The organism is Williamsia sp. D3, from assembly GCF_000506245.1.
GTDB lineage: Bacteria > Actinomycetota > Actinomycetes > Mycobacteriales > Mycobacteriaceae > Williamsia > Williamsia muralis.
In genome coordinates, this window is record NZ_AYTE01000006.1 from 93,581 (window position 1) to 109,491 (window position 15,911).

The 15,911-nt window shown below is 65.6% G+C and carries 9 protein-coding genes and 1 pseudogene; 4 read left to right on the forward strand and 6 right to left on the reverse strand.

Annotated elements, in window-relative coordinates; translation table 11 throughout:
- On the reverse strand, positions 1-135 hold the full coding sequence (locus tag W823_RS59215; protein ID WP_023955493.1) for a hypothetical protein: 135 nt from the start codon (positions 133-135) through the stop codon (positions 1-3).
- A gap of 77 nt (positions 136-212) precedes the next feature.
- Between W823_RS59215 and W823_RS35935 the strand changes: the two genes are divergently transcribed.
- Positions 213-1,013 carry an exodeoxyribonuclease III gene (locus W823_RS35935; RefSeq protein WP_023955495.1) on the forward strand — a complete coding sequence of 267 codons (801 nt, stop codon included), beginning with the start codon at positions 213-215 and terminating at the stop codon, positions 1,011-1,013.
- Positions 1,014-1,023: 10 nt separating this feature from the next.
- On the opposite strand, the gene W823_RS35940 is transcribed toward W823_RS35935, so the two are convergent.
- Complete coding sequence (locus W823_RS35940) at positions 1,024-1,461, reverse strand: MarR family winged helix-turn-helix transcriptional regulator (protein ID WP_023955497.1); 438 nt, start codon at positions 1,459-1,461, stop codon at positions 1,024-1,026.
- 182 nt (positions 1,462-1,643) lie between these two features.
- Positions 1,644-1,808 (reverse strand): hypothetical protein, encoded by a 165-nt coding sequence (locus tag W823_RS58005; protein ID WP_023955499.1) that lies wholly within the window; start codon positions 1,806-1,808, stop codon positions 1,644-1,646.
- Between the two features lie 56 nt (positions 1,809-1,864).
- Here W823_RS58005 and W823_RS35945 point away from each other — a divergent pair, with 56 nt between their 5' ends.
- From W823_RS35945 to W823_RS35955, 3 genes are all read left to right on the forward strand, one after another.
- Positions 1,865-2,566, forward strand: coding sequence for a siderophore-interacting protein (locus W823_RS35945; protein WP_023955501.1), 702 nt, complete (start codon positions 1,865-1,867; stop codon positions 2,564-2,566).
- Positions 2,567-2,586: 20 nt separating this feature from the next.
- A complete protein-coding gene (locus W823_RS35950; protein ID WP_031331504.1) occupies positions 2,587-3,570 on the forward strand; it encodes an ABC transporter substrate-binding protein in 984 nt (327 codons plus the stop codon).
- Positions 3,571-3,638: 68 nt separating this feature from the next.
- Positions 3,639-4,931, forward strand: coding sequence for a SagB family peptide dehydrogenase (locus W823_RS35955; protein WP_200866356.1), 1,293 nt, complete (start codon positions 3,639-3,641; stop codon positions 4,929-4,931).
- A gap of 33 nt (positions 4,932-4,964) precedes the next feature.
- On the opposite strand, the gene W823_RS35960 is transcribed toward W823_RS35955, so the two are convergent.
- From W823_RS35960 to W823_RS58010, 3 genes and pseudogenes are all read right to left on the reverse strand, one after another.
- Positions 4,965-9,524 carry a non-ribosomal peptide synthetase gene (locus W823_RS35960; RefSeq protein WP_031331506.1) on the reverse strand — a complete coding sequence of 1,520 codons (4,560 nt, stop codon included), beginning with the start codon at positions 9,522-9,524 and terminating at the stop codon, positions 4,965-4,967.
- Entirely contained in the window at positions 9,521-15,433 is a 5,913-nt protein-coding gene (locus tag W823_RS35965) for a non-ribosomal peptide synthetase (protein WP_023955509.1), read from the reverse strand. The genes W823_RS35960 and W823_RS35965 overlap by 4 nt, the downstream gene beginning before the upstream one ends.
- Before the next feature lie 45 nt (positions 15,434-15,478).
- Positions 15,479-15,911, reverse strand: a pseudogene (locus W823_RS58010) (hypothetical protein); the annotation flags it as partial.

Below are 15,911 nucleotides of genomic sequence, written 5' to 3' on the forward strand. Positions count from 1 at the left end.
TCAGCGCTTTTTGTTGCCGCTGAAGATGGTCTCGCCCGGGGCGGACTCGGTCTTGCCTTTCTTGATGGCACGCTTTTCTTTGAGGGACTTGCCGGACTTCTTGGACATACCTTGACGGGGCGATTTGTCTGCCATGTGGCGATCCCTTGATTGAGAACCTGATAGGTCCCGATGTCCTCAGCGTACCCCTCCGGTATGAAAAACTCGGAGGCATGCGTATCGCCACCTGGAACGTCAACTCCATCCGGGCCCGGAGTGAACGGGTCGTCGATTGGCTCGAACGGGCCGACATCGATGTGCTGGCCATGCAGGAGACCAAGTGCAGCGACGACCAGTTCCCCGCCATGGGGTTCGCGGCGGCAGGATATGACCTCGCCACGATCGGATACAACCAGTGGAACGGCGTGGCCATCGCGTCGCGGGTCGGGCTGACCGACGTCCGCACCGCATTCGACAACCAACCGGGGTTCAGCAAGGACGCCGACGTGGATCCCGCGGTCGAGGCCCGGGCCATCGGTGCCACGTGTAGTGGGGTGCAGGTGTGGAGTCTCTACGTGCCCAATGGCCGCAGCCTCGACGACCCCCACTACACCTACAAGCTGGAATGGCTTGCTGCGCTGCGTGATACCGCGGCGGGGTGGCTCGCCGACGACCCGACGGCGCAGATCGCGCTCACCGGGGACTGGAACATCGCCCCCACCGACGACGATGTCTGGGACCCCGCACTCTTCGCCGACAAGACACACACATCCGAGCCCGAGCGCAAGGCGTTCCGTGCGGTGGTCGATGCCGGGTTCTCCGATGTGGTACGCCCCCACACACCTGGCCCGGGGGTGTACACGTACTGGGACTACACACGGTTGCGGTTCCCACGCAAAGAGGGGATGCGCATCGACTTCGCACTCTGTTCACCGGCGCTGTCCGCTCGGGTGACCGGTGCCGAGATCGACCGCCAGGAACGAAAGGGCAAGGGCGCCAGCGATCACGCGCCCGTGATCGTCGAACTCGGCTAGGACGGGCGGGTCACTGGTCGCGGTCTTCCACCAACTCGTCGGCGACCACGCGCAGGGTGCGGCCCAGCACTTCGCGCTCGGCGGAATCGAGTCCGTCGAGTGCCTTCTCCAAAGCCTGGATACGACGCGATCGGCTGCCGTTCACCAGTTCGTTGCCGGCGTCACTGAGGGCGAGCAGACTCGCCCGGCCGTCGGCCGGGTCGGCGGTCCTGGCCACCAGACCGTCCCGTTCGAGAGCGGTCACGATCCGCGACATCGTTGGCACCGTGACGTTTTCACGTTCGGCCAGCTCGGAGAGCCGGATCGGCGCCTCGGCGGCCATCAGGACCCACATCGCCGACAAGGCACTGAGCGGCTGCGAATGCTGGCCGGTCCGCTGACGCAGTGCCCGGGTGATCCTGGTCAAATCGCGGTACAGCGACGATGCGGTGGTGGTCTGGCCAGTCATGACTTCGATCCTGTCAGTTCGGTGCTCGGCGCCTTCGAGAGATCATCGTTCACTGAGCTCTTCGGCGCCATCGGAGGACGCCATGGACGCAGTGACCATCATGACGGTCGTCGACGGCATCCGACCACTCCTCACACAAACTCGTCACCGGGGCGACACAGCCCTGTGCAACCGACGGCGGTTCACCGGGTGTGGAGGATGAGGATCAAGACGAGCCCGCTGGTCACGATCAGGGCGGCGACCACGGCCGAGACCCCGACAGCCACGAGAACGGTCGCCGTGTTGACACCTGATTCCGGTTCGACGGCCCGGATTTCCTGCGTCGGATCGTCGTCGTGCGGCTGCATTTGCCCATTACAACACGGCAACCCGATTCATAGGGAGCTTAGGCTAAGCTCACCCCATGACCAGAGGACTGTCCGGTTTGGCCCTCAAAGCGTTCGGGGCGAACGACTACCGACTCACGGTGACAGGCAATCAGCAGATCACCGACCGCTACATCCGTCTCGGATTCGCAGCCGGGGGGTTGCTGGAACATCACCCGAGTCACCCGACCCAGTGGATCCGGCTGTGGATCCCGAACGGTGACAAGGTGCAGCAACGGGGATACACCCTCGTCGACCCCGACCCGGCGGCCGACCGCTTCGACATTGAGTTCGCGCTCCACCCCGGCCCGGCATCGGACTGGGCGACCTCCGCGGTGGCCGGCGACGAGATCGACGCGTCGGTGATGGGTTCGAAGTTCGAGATCCCCACACCGCCCCCAGCCGAGTACCTCCTGTTCGGCGACCCCGCCTCCCTGCCTGCGATCAACTCGTTGCTCGACGTCGTCGGCGACGTGCCGGTGCGCGTCTGGCTCGAGTGCCAGCACGACTCGGATCGCGATCTACCGCTGCGCTCCACTCCCCGCACAACTGTGCAGTGGCTCGATCGGGGAGACAAGGGGCAGGCCCTGCGCAGGGCCGCGAGCGAGTTGAGTTGCGGTCCAGGGGCATACGCATGGGTTGCCTGCGAGTTCCACACCACACGCGACATCGTCAAGTCGCTCAAGTCGATACACAAGATCCCCAAGTCCGCGATCAAGTCGCAGGCCTACTGGAAATGACCGTCAGCGAAAGAGTGCAGATGCCCACCCGCTTCAACCGTCTCGGGGCCCCGGCCCTCACCGCAGTGTTCGCCGTCTTGATCCTGCTGATCTCCGCGTGCAGTTCCCCCGAGGAGAAGGACGACTCCGCAGGCGGTCCCATCCAGGTGAACACCTCGATGGGTCAGGTCACCATCGACGGCACGCCGGAACGGATCGTCACCCTCGGTACCCAGTGGACCGATGTTGCCCTCGCGTTCGGTGTGACGCCGGTGGCCTACCTCGACAACGTCGAATTGCTCACCAAGGAACCCACGCCGTGGGTGGGCGAACGCCTTGCCTCGTCGCAGTCGGTGGACCCTGCCCGCGACGTCGCCAGTCAGGTCGCGTCCGTCGATCCACAGCTCATCCTGTCGACGAACTTCGGCGAACAGCAGGAGACCTACGAGAAACTGAACAAGCTCGCCCCTACCATCCCGTCGATCACCGGCCAGCAGGTCGACCCGTGGGAGGACATGGTGACCTTCATGGGCACCGTGCTGCGCCAGCCCGACAAGGCCAAGGAGATCATCGATGGCGTCCACGCCAAGGTCGACCAGATCAAGCAGGACCATCCCGGGCTGAACGGCAAGACTTTTTCGCTGGCGTACATGTTCACCAATGATCAGATCCAGGTCTTCGGTGACCCCAATGACGGTGCGGCCACCCTGTTCTCGTCACTCGGTATGGCGATGGCCCCCAGCCTGCTCGACACGTTCAAGAAGAACGGCGAACCGCGTTTCCCGATCTCCACCGAGAACGTGCCCCTGATGAACTCGGATCTGCTGGTGGTGACGGCCAATTCACCGCAGATGCGGGGCGCCCTGGAAAGTCTGCCGGGATACAAGAACCTGACCTCGGTCAAGGACAAAGCCGTGTCGTGGCTCAGTGTCGCCGAGATCAGCGGCATCAATCAACCGTCGCCGCTGTCGCTTCCGTACGTCCTCGACAAGATCACGCCCGCATTCGACGCCGCTGCCAAGTGACCGCGGCGAGCCCACCCTCGGTGGGTAACCTGGAGTTCGTCTACGCCTTCCGGCCGGGGGCGTCCTGCATGACCGCACCCGGCGGCGTGGCGGTGTTGTTGCCCGACAAACAGCGCCTCACCGGGCTGTCACCCGAACAGATCCGACTGCTCAAAGCGCTGGGCCGAGAACCCACCCTTCTCGACCCGGCCGACACCCGTGTCAGCCCTCTGCTCGATCGACTCGTCGCGGCCGGACTGCTGACGGTCACCGTCCGGTCGGGCGGAGTTGACCTGTACTCGCTGCTGCCGTTTGCGCCGCCGCCGCCGCGAACGACCCCCGAGGCCGGCCGGTTACCGATCACCCTCTCGAAGTTCGCCGTGATCCACCGGATCGACGACCGTTGTGTGGCAGAACATCCGATGTCGTGGTGTGACATCGAGATATACGACGGGCGGGTGCTCACGGCCATCACAGGGCTGTCCGCCACCGGGGAGCTCTCTTCCGATGCCCTGTCCAGGTTGGCCGACGACCTGGGCTGGGCGGGCTTTGTCACCGACCCGCGATCCGAGCACGACGACTTCGCCACCCGCAGTTGGGGTCCGCACGAACTGTGGTTCCATCGCCGGAGCACTTTCGGTGTGCGCACCCGCGACTGGGGGCGCTTCGGCCCGACCAAATGGGCGGCCGGCACGTTCCCTCCACTGCCCGCTCGCAAGACCGCCTATGCAACCGACCCGATCGCCCTGCCTTCCCCTGACCTGGACAGTCTGCGCGTCGCCGGGGACTCACTCACCGCCGCGATCGAGGACCGCACCTCGTGCCGAGACTTCGCGGCCCAGTCCCCGCCCACCGTCGAGCAACTCGGAGAGTTCCTCTTTCGCACGGCGCGGAACCGGACGCTGCGGTTGATCGGGGACGAGGAGTTCCCGTCAAAGCCGTTCCCGTCGGGCGGGGGTCTGTACGAGATGGAGGTGTATCCCGTTGTGCGACAGGTACACGGACTCGCTGCGGGGATGTACCACTACGACGCATTCGATCACGCGTTGCGTCCGGTGGCCGCCATCGACCGTCCGGCGATCAGCCGGCTGCTCACCCCGTCGTCGCTGACTCTCGCCGACGGACAGCTGCCGCAGATCCTGTTCGTCTTCGCCGCACGCGTAGGACGGGTGATGTGGACCTACGAGCAGATTCCTTACGCAGTCATGCTCAAGCATGTCGGGGTGCTGACCCAGACGATGTCGCTGGTGGCCACCGACATGGGCCTGGGCTCGGTGGCGCAGGGCTACTGCGACACTGCCGCATTCGCCGAACTGGCAGGGGTCGATGAGATGGCCGAATGTGCCATGGGCAGTTTGGTACTCGGCTCCCCGCGTCGGTGACTCGAACAGCCCGGTCGCGGACGAGAACCGACGTCAGAGGGCGCGGGCGAGCGCGGCCACGGACTCCTGCCAGATAGCTGCGAGATCGTCGGCTTGCCTGGCGTTCATCAGCGACTCACTCCAGCGCAGACTGGTGACCAACTGCGGTCCCTCGGCCGTGCCCCGGACCACTGCGACCACGTCCAGTGCGTACCGGAGCGGCAACTCGGGTTCTGGAGCGGTGGGCAGATGACCGTTGAGTTCGAGGTCGGTGATGGCCGACCACGGTCGGGGGTTGTCCGTCGCTCCGGCCGAACTCAGATCGAACCGGCCGAGGTAGTTGAACTCGATCTGCGGGTCGGCGAGATCCACGAGTCCCGAAACCCGCTCGACATGGCGCAGCAAGCCGTAGTCGATCCCGCGACGCGGGATGGCGCCGACATGCGAGGTGACCGAATCCAACAGGGCAACTGCGACTTCCGGTGCGCGTGTGACCGCGCCGAGGTCGACCGGCTTGCCCGCACCGAGCCGGACCGGGAAGACGCTGGTGAACCACCCGACGGTCTCAGAGGTGTCCACTTCGCCTGCCACCACGCCGTCTTCGCGGCCGTGTCCCTCGAGGGCGATCAGAGCACCGCCGGTGTTGTCCTGCCCGTTGACGGTTCGCCATGTCGTCACGGCAATGGTGAGGGCAGTCAGCAGGAACTCGCGCATCCCGGCGTCCTGGCCCGCCAGTTTCGCCAGCACGCGGCCGGTGATCTCGGTGGTGGTGTGTGCGTCGGTGGTCTGCAGGGACGACCAGTCGTCGACGGCCGGATCGGGCGGCCGCTCCCCGATCTCCTGGTCCGGCCCCGCGAGTTGACCGATCCAATAATCCTGCTGCGCAAGAACGTCTTCGGATCCGCTCCGCTCGGTGAGCACGTGCGTCCAACGTCGATAGGAGGTGGACACACGTCCCAGAACGGGCACCGATCCTTCGCTGAGCATGCGTCCGCACTCGGCGAGGTCGCCGAACAGTATCTGCCAGGACACCGCATCTGTCGCCAGATGGTGGATGGCGAGGAGCAACACGTCTCCACCGACCGGGTTCTGTAGTCGAACAGCGGCCATCATGGCGCCGGCTTCGGGATCGATCCGTCCGGCAGCGATCCGGGCGGCGTCCTCGACTGCGCGGCCCGGGTCTTCGCCGACCACAACCGTCTCGATGATGTCCGCCGCGCTCACCGACCCGATCTCTCGCGTCACGAGCCGGTGGCCGGACGGATCGGAGTACAGCTTCGACCGCAGCATGTCGTGGCGGTCGAGCAGCGCTTGCAGCACCGACTGCACGTCGCCGTCCGTCACACCCTCAGGCAATGCGATCAGGGTTGTCTGGGTGAACCGGCGGAAACGGCCGTACTCGTACATCCATCGGACGATCGGCAGTGCAACCACCTCGCCGGGACCGTCGTGCTCGCCGTCGTCGTCGACCACGGCCACCTCACCGTTATCGATGGCCGCGGCAAGAGAGCGTACCGAGGGGTTCTCCAGAACCGCTCGTGGACTGACGTGCACGCCGAACCGTCTGAGCGCGTTCACCAGCGACATGGCGACAATGCTGTCCAACCCGAGATCGAAGAAGTCCTCGTCGACGCCTGGTGGGGGCCCGCCGATCAATTCGGCGAACGCCGTGCACAGGGCTCGCTCGGTGTCGGTCGACGGCAGCGCATCGGCTCCTGTCCTGGCCGACAGTGCGTCGCGCGCCAGATTCGTCAAGATGTCGTTGTCCAGCTTGCCGTTTGATGTCATCGGCAAGGACTCGAGCATCAGCACTCGGGCGGGAAGCATATGGGCGGGCAGGCGTTCGGCGAGGAACGCACGAACCTGTTGATCCGAAATGGATGTCCCGACAACAAAGCCGACCAGCGTAGCCCCGGCCGCACGTCGAAGCACCACCACCGCAGCCGTTCTCACACCCGGCACGCCGCGCAAGGCACTCTCGATCTCGCCGATCTCGATGCGATATCCCCGGATCTTCACCTGACTGTCAGCCCGGCCGAGAAAGGTCAGCTTGCCGTCGGGCAGGTGCCGGACCAGGTCCCCGGTTCGATACATCCTCCTCCCGGTACCGGTGGGGTCGGCAACAAACCGGCCGGCGGTCATCCCTGGCTGCGCTGCGTAACCGCGGGTGACCTGCTCGCCGGCGAGATACAGCTCCCCGGCGACCCCACGCGGAACGGGACGTAGCGCAGAATCGAGAACGTGCGCCGTCATGCGGTCCACGGCCTGACCAACCGTGGGTGTGGGTGAATCCTTGACCGTTGCGACCACGGCTTCGACAGTGGTCTCGGTGGGGCCGTAGCAGTTGTAGACGTCCAGATCGTCGAACTCTTGCAACTGTTTCCACAGTGCCGCACTGATGGCCTCGCCGCCGAGTGCCAGCACCGACAGCGGTGTGCGTGTGCTGTTCGCCGGGATCAGGCCGGCACCCGAGAGTTGCCCGAACATCGACGGGGACGTGTCGATCATGTCGACTCCGTGCGCGATGATCCCCTCGACCAGGGCGTCGGCATCACGCATGTCCTCGGAGTCGAACAGATGGACGCTGTGCCCGTCGAGCAGACCGACCAGTGGTTGCCACGAAGCGTCGAAACTGAGCGACCACGCGTGAGCGATGCGCAACGGGCGGCCGAGGCGATCCTTCGCGGGCGCGTACACCCGGTCCCGGTGGTCGGCGAAGTAGCTCAGCACGGCGCCATTCGTACCGATCACACCTTTGGGTTCACCGGTCGAACCGGAGGTGAAGATGAGATAGGCGCTGAGGTGGGACTCGTCCGGCACCAACGGCGGCACGGGTTCTCGGCGTGCGATCGAATCGACCACCGCCGGGTCGTCGAGCCGCAGTACGGTGGTGGCACCGCCCAGGAGCTCCGCGTGCAGCACATCTGACCTGGTGATCACGAAGGCGGAGTTCGACTGTCGCAGAATCGATCCGATCCGTGCCGCCGGCAGCGCGACATCCACGGGGACGTATGCAGCACCGGCGGCCAGTACACCGAGGATCGAGATCACCGACTCGGCCGACCGCTCCAGCGCGATCGCCACCACGTCTTCCGGACCGACTCCACGGTGGCGCAGTTCCTGGGCCACACGCAGTGTGCGGTCGCGCAATTCGGCATAGGTGAACTGGGTGGTCGTGGTGGTGAGGGCGGTCGCGTCCGGGGTCACCGCGGCCTGGCGGAGGAACGCGGCAGCGATGGTGCCGGTGGGCACGTCATCGACGGCGACACCGCGTTCCACGGCAGTGCGCTCGGCGGGTAGCAGCACGTCGAGAGTGTCGGGACCGGCAGATCCGGAATCGGGAATCTGTCTGAGCACGTGCAGGATCCGCTCGGCGATGTGCGCGGCGGGCAGGTGCGGAAGGGCCTCGTCGATGGCCTCTGCCATCACCACCAGGGAACCGTTCTGCAGGTATGCCGCGATGGTGAGTGGGTAGTGCGCGAGGCTCTCCATCGCCACGGGCAGAAACCGCGTCCCATCGCTGGTGCTGAGAGGGTCGGTCACCGCACCGATCGGGGCGTTCTCGAAGACGAACAGGGTGTCGAAGAGACTGCCGTGTCCTGCGGCACGCTGCACCGCAGACAGACCGAGATAGCCGAGATCGCGCATCCGCGCAGAGTCTCGCTGCAGTGCCGCAAGACTTTCTGCCACCGATATGCCGGGTTCGAAGACGACCACTGAGGGAACTGTGTTGATGAACAGACCGATCATGCCCTCGACGCCCGGCAGGGAGTCCGGCCGACCCGAGATGGTGGTGCCGAACACCACGTCACGCCGATCGGTCAGCCGTCCCAACACCACTGCCCAGGCGTATTGGACGACGGTGCTCACCGTCAGACCCTGGGTCCGTGCCCACGATGTCAGCCTGGTGGTGTCGGACCGGTTCAGCTGAACTCTCGTGCGCCGGGGGGCCGAATCCGGCTGGGCCCCGCGGCCTTCGGCCAGCATCACCGGACCACGTAACGGCGCGAGGTAGTCGACCCAACTCGCCAACGCGGAGTCATCGTCCTGGGCCGCCAGCCAGCCGATGTAGTCGCGGTATGGCCGCGGCAGAGGCAATGACCTGCCATCGCCGCCCGCCTCGTACACAGCCAACATCTCCTGGAAGAAGATCGCGACGGCCCATCCGTCCATCAAGATGTGGTGCGCGGTGATCAGCAGTCGCCGGCGGTCGTCGGGCAAGTTCACCAGCACCACACGCAGTGCGGGGCCCTGGGACAGATCGAACTTGCGTCGCCGCTCGGATCCGGCGATGGAATCGAACTCGTCCGGGGTCGCGGAACGCTCGGCCCACGGCAGTTCGACCCAGGTGGGAACGATCTGTACGGGTTTGGGGATGTCGCGGTCCCAGAAGGAGACCCGCAGGTTCGGGTGGCGCTCGAGGATCACCTCGACGCTTCTTCGCAACAACTCGGTGTTCACATCGCCGCTGATCTCGACGATGAATTGCATCGTGTACAGATCGAGGTCGTCACCCGCGATCTCGGCGAGTGAGAACAGGCCCTCCTGCAGTGGACTCAGTGCCAGAACATCCTCGACGGCGGGTGCGGGGCGATTGACCACGTCCTCGGTCATGAACCCGGTTTCCACGAGGCGGTGAGGGCTGCCAGGGCGTCGTCACTCAACCCGGAGACAGACATCGGCGCATGGGTCGATGCGGGGGCCTCGGGCCGGCCGACTTCGGGGTTCTCATCCGACCCGGGAGCTACGGCACGGGCCTCGTCGACTGCGGCGGCCACCTCGGCGATCGTGTGGTGATCGAAGATCATCTGTGGCGTGAGCGGAATGTTCTCGGCTGCAAGCTTTCCCGCGAGCTGGATGGAGATGACGCTGTCGCCACCGAGTGCAAAGAAGTTGTCATCGCGACCCACGCCGTCGATGTCCAGCAACTCCGCGAGAACATCGCAGATCGCGCGCTCGGTGCCGGTCTGGGGCTGTTCGCCACCGCCGGCGACGCCCACGACCCCACCGGCCACCGTGGCCTCGGACTGCATCTGGAAGACAAGCGAACCGGTGCGGTCCCACCTCGCTCTGTCACCGGTGCGCACGCGTCCCGACCCCGCCACCTGGACGTGAACGTCGCCCACCACCCCCGGCGGAACCGGGTCGAGGTGTGCATCGAGCACCAATACCTTCGATCCTGGGACCGGGCGTCCGGAGTGGGAACCGGACAGCTCGCCGGTCACCACGATGGCGTCGAGATCCCCTGCCGTGTAACGGTACTCAGCAACCGAACCGGCAGACAGGGACCCGAGCGTCTCGCCCAGAGATGGTTGGGTGCTGACCGAGGCAGCCACCCAGGTCCGCACCGACGGCATCATCGACACCCCCGAGTGCGGGAGCAGGCCGAGCATGTCCGGTGAAGCGACAACCCTCTGCGCCGACTGCCCGGCGATCACAGCAGCCAGGGCGGCTGGATCGGTTCGTTCGGAGTCGGTGGCCAGCACCACGGTCGCCCCGTCCGACAATCCGGCGAGGAGTTCCGAGACCATCACCGGGTCGCCGGAACGAACAGCGATCAACCGAACCGCATCGGTGCTCGGAACCGGAAGCTGACACGGTTGTCTGTGCATCGCATCGCGCACAACCGCGACGACATCGGACAGCGGGCCACTCGCGTTGTCGTTGCGTGCCAGATCATCGGCGAGGGAACGATAGTCGAGGACATCGTCGCTCCGCCGGATCGCAATTGTGTCGCTGCCGGCAGGAAGGGCATTCATCCTGGCTCGGAAGGCCTCGACATCAAGCGGTCCTCCATCGCACCACTGGTCGAGAAGGCGGTGGCGTTCGTCGGCAAGAAGCACGTCCGCCTTCTCCACCGGGGTGTCCACGTGGTCGGCAAAGTGCTCGAGCATGACGATCATTCGGCGGGCCATCTCTTCGGCGGTGTCGCGATCGTAGAGATCCGTCGACGCCACGAGGCGTGCGGCCAGACCGCCATCGGCTTGCGAGGCGAAGATGATGTTCAGGTCGAGGAACGATGTCTCGAAGTCCACCGGCAACAACGAGATCGTGGTTCCGTCGGTCAGTGCCGATGCGCCGGAGACACCGCTGGAATCTCGGCTGTGCTCATCTCGAAAGTGCATCATCACCTGGAACAGCGGATTACGCGACCGGGTGCGGCGCGGGTTGAGCGCTTCGACGAGGCGCTCGATGGGCACGTCCTGGTTGGCATACGCTCCCAGCGCCACATCTCTCCCCCGGATGAGGACGTCGTGCAGCGTCGGGTCACCGCTGAAGTCGTTGCGTAACACCACCATGTTCGCGAACAGTCCCACGATGTCGGCCGTGGCATCGTCGGTTCGGCCGGCGACCGGAGTACCGATGGTGATGTCGTCGCCACCGCCCAGTTTGTGCAGCAGGGTCGCCACCGCAGAGTTCAGCAACATGAACTCGCTGACGCCGGCGCGATCGGCCACGCCGCGCAACTTGGCGCGCAGATCTGCGGGCACCGCAAAAGTCACGATTTCGCCGGTCTTTCCGAGCACTGCGGGCCGAGGACGGTCCGCTGCGACGGTGATGTGGTCTGGAATGCCCGCCAACGTCGATCGCCAGTACGCGAGCTGCGCATCACCCACGTCGTGCGCCACCGCGCCTGGTTCGAAGAGGTCGCGTTGCCACAACGCGTAATCGCTGTATTGGATCAGCAGGGGCAACCAGGACGGCGCCGACTGATGACCGAGGCGGTGGCGGTAGGCGGTGGCCACGTCGGCCAGCAGCACATTGAACGACCAGTGGTCGATCACCATGTGATGCACCAAGATCGACAGCACATGCGAGTTCTCGCCGAGTGAGAACAGCTCCGTACGGATCAGCCGTTCGGATTCGATCGCGAAAGTATGGCCGGCCACCCGGTCGAGTTCTGCACTCAGCTGCGCTTCCTTCTCGGCGATCGACGTGCCGTTCACCACCGTGAGTGGCAACACCGCGGGCTCGACGGGTCCGACAACCTGATACGGCACACCTTCTCGCTCCACAAACGTTGTCCGCAGAGCCGAGTGGCGGGCGATCACGTCGCCCAGTGCGTCGGTCAGGGCAGGCACATCAAGCGGACCATCGATCCGCACCGCCATCGGGATGTTCCCGACCGCACTGGGCCCTTCGAAGCTACGGGCGAACCACATCGCGAGCTGTGAATACGACAGGGGCACGTGTTCTGGCGCCTCGGTGCGAGCAGTGATCGCGGGCCGGCGCAGTGCGCCGGTCAGAGACGATGACGCCGAAGCCTCCGCGATCGAACTGCTGCTGAGATCCCAGTCTCCGCCTTCGTCATCGTCATGGGCGTCGAGGTCGATGCCGAACTCACTGCGCACCTGGGCCACCAGCCACGTCGCCAAGCCGGCAACGGTCGGCGTGTCGAACGGCGCCCGGACGTCGATGTCCACTCCGAACTCGGTCCGGATCTGCGTGACCAAGCGCGCCGCCAGCAACGAGTGTCCGCCGAGTTCGAAGAAGGAGTCATCCGCACCGATGTCATCGCGGCCGAACAGGGACGCGAACAGTGCGGCAACACGGATCTCGGTCGGGGTGGTGGGTGCACGTGACTCCGCGGGCCGGCTGCTCACCGGTTCCGGAAGTGCTCTGCGATCGAGTTTCCCGTGTGCGGTGAGTGGTATCTCGCCGATCACGGCAAAGCCGCTCGGCACCATGTATTCCGGCAACACCGACGCAGCGTGGTCCCGGACGTCCCCGATCTCGATGGTCTGATCACGTTCGGCGACAAGGTAAGCCGCCAGCGATGCGCCCACACGTGGATCGTCGGTGACGATGACCAGAGCACGCGCGACCGCAGGGTGGCCGGCGAGCGCGGACTCGACCTCGCCGAGTTCGATCCGGAAGCCGCGTATCTTCACCTGCTCATCGATCCGCCCGACGAACTCGATGTCGCCGTCGACGTTCCAGCGCGCGAGGTCGCCCGTCCGGTACAGCCGGGCACCCGGCGACATCGGATCGGCGACGAACCTCTCGGCGGTCAGCGCTGGACGGCCGAGGTATCCACGTGCGAGTTGCTCTCCGCCGATATAGATCTCGCCGACCACTCCGGTCGGCACGAGCTGCAGTGCGGCGTCGAGGATGTACACCGTCACATTGCGGTTCGGCACACCGATCGGCACGATCCGGACACCCTGGGGTCCGTCGACCGGGTAGTGGGTGGCCGCGACAACCGCTTCGGTGGGGCCGTAGTTGTTGCGCAATCGGGCGTCGAACACCGTGCCGAACTTGTCTGCGATCTCACCGGGCAGCGCTTCTCCACCCACGGGTATCTGGCGCAGGGTGGTCCACTCGTTGACCCCGGGCAGCAACAGGAACATCCCCAGCATGGAGGGAACCATGTGCATGACGGTGACGCCCTGGCGCACCAACAGGTCCGCCATGTACGGGATATCTTGCAAGCCATCGGGTTTGGGTATCACCAGCGTGGCCCCGAGAGTGAGCGTGCAGAACACCTCGAACAGCGAGGCATCGAAGCTGACCGACGATGTCTGAACCAGCCGGTCCTCGGCGGTCATCCCGAATTGGGCATGGAAGCCGGCGAGATGGTCCGCGATCGCCGCATGGGGTACCGGGACACCTTTGGGCCGGCCGGTGGACCCGGAGGTGTAGATGACGTACGCCAGACCAGCCGGGAGCAGAGGGCGGATCCGGTCCGCGTCCACCGGATCGACGACGGGCAGGGCCTCGGCTGCCTGCTCAGCAGCCGCCAGATCGGCCTGCGACAGCACAATTCGCGGCCTGGCGTCCTCGACGAGGAAGTCGATCCGGTCCTGTGGGTAGGACGGATCTATCGGAAGGTACGCGGCGCCCGCCTTGAGCACGGCGACCGATGCCACGACGAACTCCACCGACGCGGCAAGACTCAGTGCCACAAGGTCTTCGGGTCCGATGTCGCGCGAGATGAACCAGCGGGCCAGACGGTTGGACCGGGCGTTGAGCTCGGCGTAGGTGAGGGTGTCATTGTCGTCGATGATCGCGGGCTGGTCCGGATGTGCCCTGACCCGACTCTCGAACATCTCCGGCAGCGTGGCGGGTGCAGCGGCGACCTGATCACCGTGCGAACGCTCGATGATCTCCGCTCGCCCCTCCCCCAGGATGTCGAGATCGACGATTCGTGTGCTGGGCGACGCGACAGCCTGGTGGAGCACCCGACCGTAAGCGGCCAGCATGTCGTCCACGATCGCGTGGTCGAGCACATCCGCGAAGTACTCGGCTTCCACAGATGCGCCGTCGTCATCGCGCACCACCGTCAGCCCGAGAGGCATCTGGGTCACCGAGGCGGCAAGGTCGAGCTGTTCGGCCGTCACGCCGTCGAACGCGAACCCGACAGCGCTCTTGCGCGTCGAAAAGCTCAGTCGGACAATCTGTTCGAGACCGTCACCACCAGACCGGTCCGGGTTCAACTCGCGCACCACCCGGTCGATGCCGACATGCTGGTGACCGAACGCACCGAGAGCATTGTCGCGAGTGGCCGCGATGAGGTCTTCGAAGGCGGCCCGGGGGTCGATGGTCGTCCGCACCAACACTGTGTTGCCGAAGTACCCGATCGCCCTGTCGGCCCCAGGCTTGCGCCGGTCGGTGATGGGCACGGCCACCAGGAAGTCCGTCGCACCGGTGTACCGGTGGATCAATGCTCCGAAGGCTGCCAGCAACACTGTGAACGGCGTTGTCGAAACCGCGCGAGCGAGCTCGTTCACCGCCTCGATCAGATCCGAGGACATCGCGCTGGAACCACGGCCTGCGTTCTTGGACGCGACACCGGGTGTCTCCGCGGGCAGTTCGAGCCATTCCGGAGCCGGGCTCAGCAATTCGCGCCAGTATGCGATCGCCGGGTCGTCGACTTCGGGGGCCACCGGATCGGTTGCCACGTCGAGGAACTGGGTTGGCGCCCGGTGTGCCGATCGCCCGTCATAGGCCGCATTCAGGTCGTCGAAGAAGACCGCCCACGAGTCGTCGTCCCAGCAGATGTGGTGGACGACAAGGACGAACACCCACTCGTCGCGGCCGGTTCGGGCCAGTGTCGCCCGCATCAGCACGTCCCGGGCGAGGTCGAACGGCCGCCCGAACTCACGTCGGGCGAGCACTTCGAGACGGCGAGAGCGACTCTGCTCCGCGAGATCGGTCAGGTCGTGTTCACTCCAGGGCACCTCGACGTGCTCGGCAGCAGCAGACTGGTACGGGATCCCATCGTCGCCCACGCCGTACGAGGTGCGCAGGATCTCGTGGCGTCCGACCACGTCGGATAGCGCTGCCCGCAACCGGTCGACGTCCAAGCGGCCCGACAACCGGTATGCCACACAGACGTTGAGGGTGGTGTCATCAGGGTCACGGGTCTGCAGGAACCACAGCCGCTGTTGCCCCACCGACAGCGGTGAGCGCTCACCGGCCGATCGAGTGCGAACCGGAGCGGTGACGTCGGATGCGAGGCCGCTCTCGACGAGCTTTCGGCGGAGCAGTTCTTTGCGGCGGGCTATCAGGTCTTCTGGCATGGAACGCCCCTAGCGATCACGGTCCGACGGCAGACGCAGGCGGCGCTACAGCGCGCACGGAACCTGCGCGTACCCGGCGACCTCACAGGCGCTGGTGTTCGACAGCTTCCACTTGTTGTCTTTCCACACCCAGGTCAGGCCCATCGTCGCGTCGTTGAAACCCGGCGACGAGAGGATGAGGTTGGCGGACATGGTGTTTCCGTTGACGGTCACCGGGCCCGCGATCCGCCACTTCACACCCGCGGGCTCGAACGTCCGCAGCGTGTTTCCGATCCCCTCGCCCACCGGCACGCCCCGGGTGCCGGCCTCGAGCTCGTCGGCTTTCTGCGCACTCGAACCGTTCAGCACCAATTTCAGTTTGTTCTGCAGTTCTCCTGCGGACAACGCAGCGGGCGCAGCCGTTTCGGCTGCGGGCGCCTCGGTTGTCGCCGGCGCCGCGGGGGCCTGCGGTGCGTAGCCGCCACCCGAGGTGGTGCCA

What these genes read in the sequence shown, in the direction of transcription:
- W823_RS59215 (WP_023955493.1), bottom strand. Translation starts at nt 135, where the DNA reads ATGGCAGACAAATCGCCCCGTCAAGGTATGTCCAAGAAGTCCGGCAAG.
- W823_RS35935 (WP_023955495.1), top strand. Translation starts at nt 213, where the DNA reads ATGCGTATCGCCACCTGGAACGTCAACTCCATCCGGGCCCGGAGTGAA.
- W823_RS35940 (WP_023955497.1), bottom strand. Translation starts at nt 1,461, where the DNA reads ATGACTGGCCAGACCACCACCGCATCGTCGCTGTACCGCGATTTGACC.
- W823_RS58005 (WP_023955499.1), bottom strand. Translation starts at nt 1,808, where the DNA reads ATGCAGCCGCACGACGACGATCCGACGCAGGAAATCCGGGCCGTCGAA.
- W823_RS35945 (WP_023955501.1), top strand. Translation starts at nt 1,865, where the DNA reads ATGACCAGAGGACTGTCCGGTTTGGCCCTCAAAGCGTTCGGGGCGAAC.
- W823_RS35950 (WP_031331504.1), top strand. Translation starts at nt 2,587, where the DNA reads ATGCCCACCCGCTTCAACCGTCTCGGGGCCCCGGCCCTCACCGCAGTG.
- W823_RS35955 (WP_200866356.1), top strand. Translation starts at nt 3,639, where the DNA reads ATGACCGCACCCGGCGGCGTGGCGGTGTTGTTGCCCGACAAACAGCGC.
- W823_RS35960 (WP_031331506.1), bottom strand. Translation starts at nt 9,524, where the DNA reads ATGACCGAGGACGTGGTCAATCGCCCCGCACCCGCCGTCGAGGATGTT.
- W823_RS35965 (WP_023955509.1), bottom strand. Translation starts at nt 15,433, where the DNA reads ATGCCAGAAGACCTGATAGCCCGCCGCAAAGAACTGCTCCGCCGAAAG.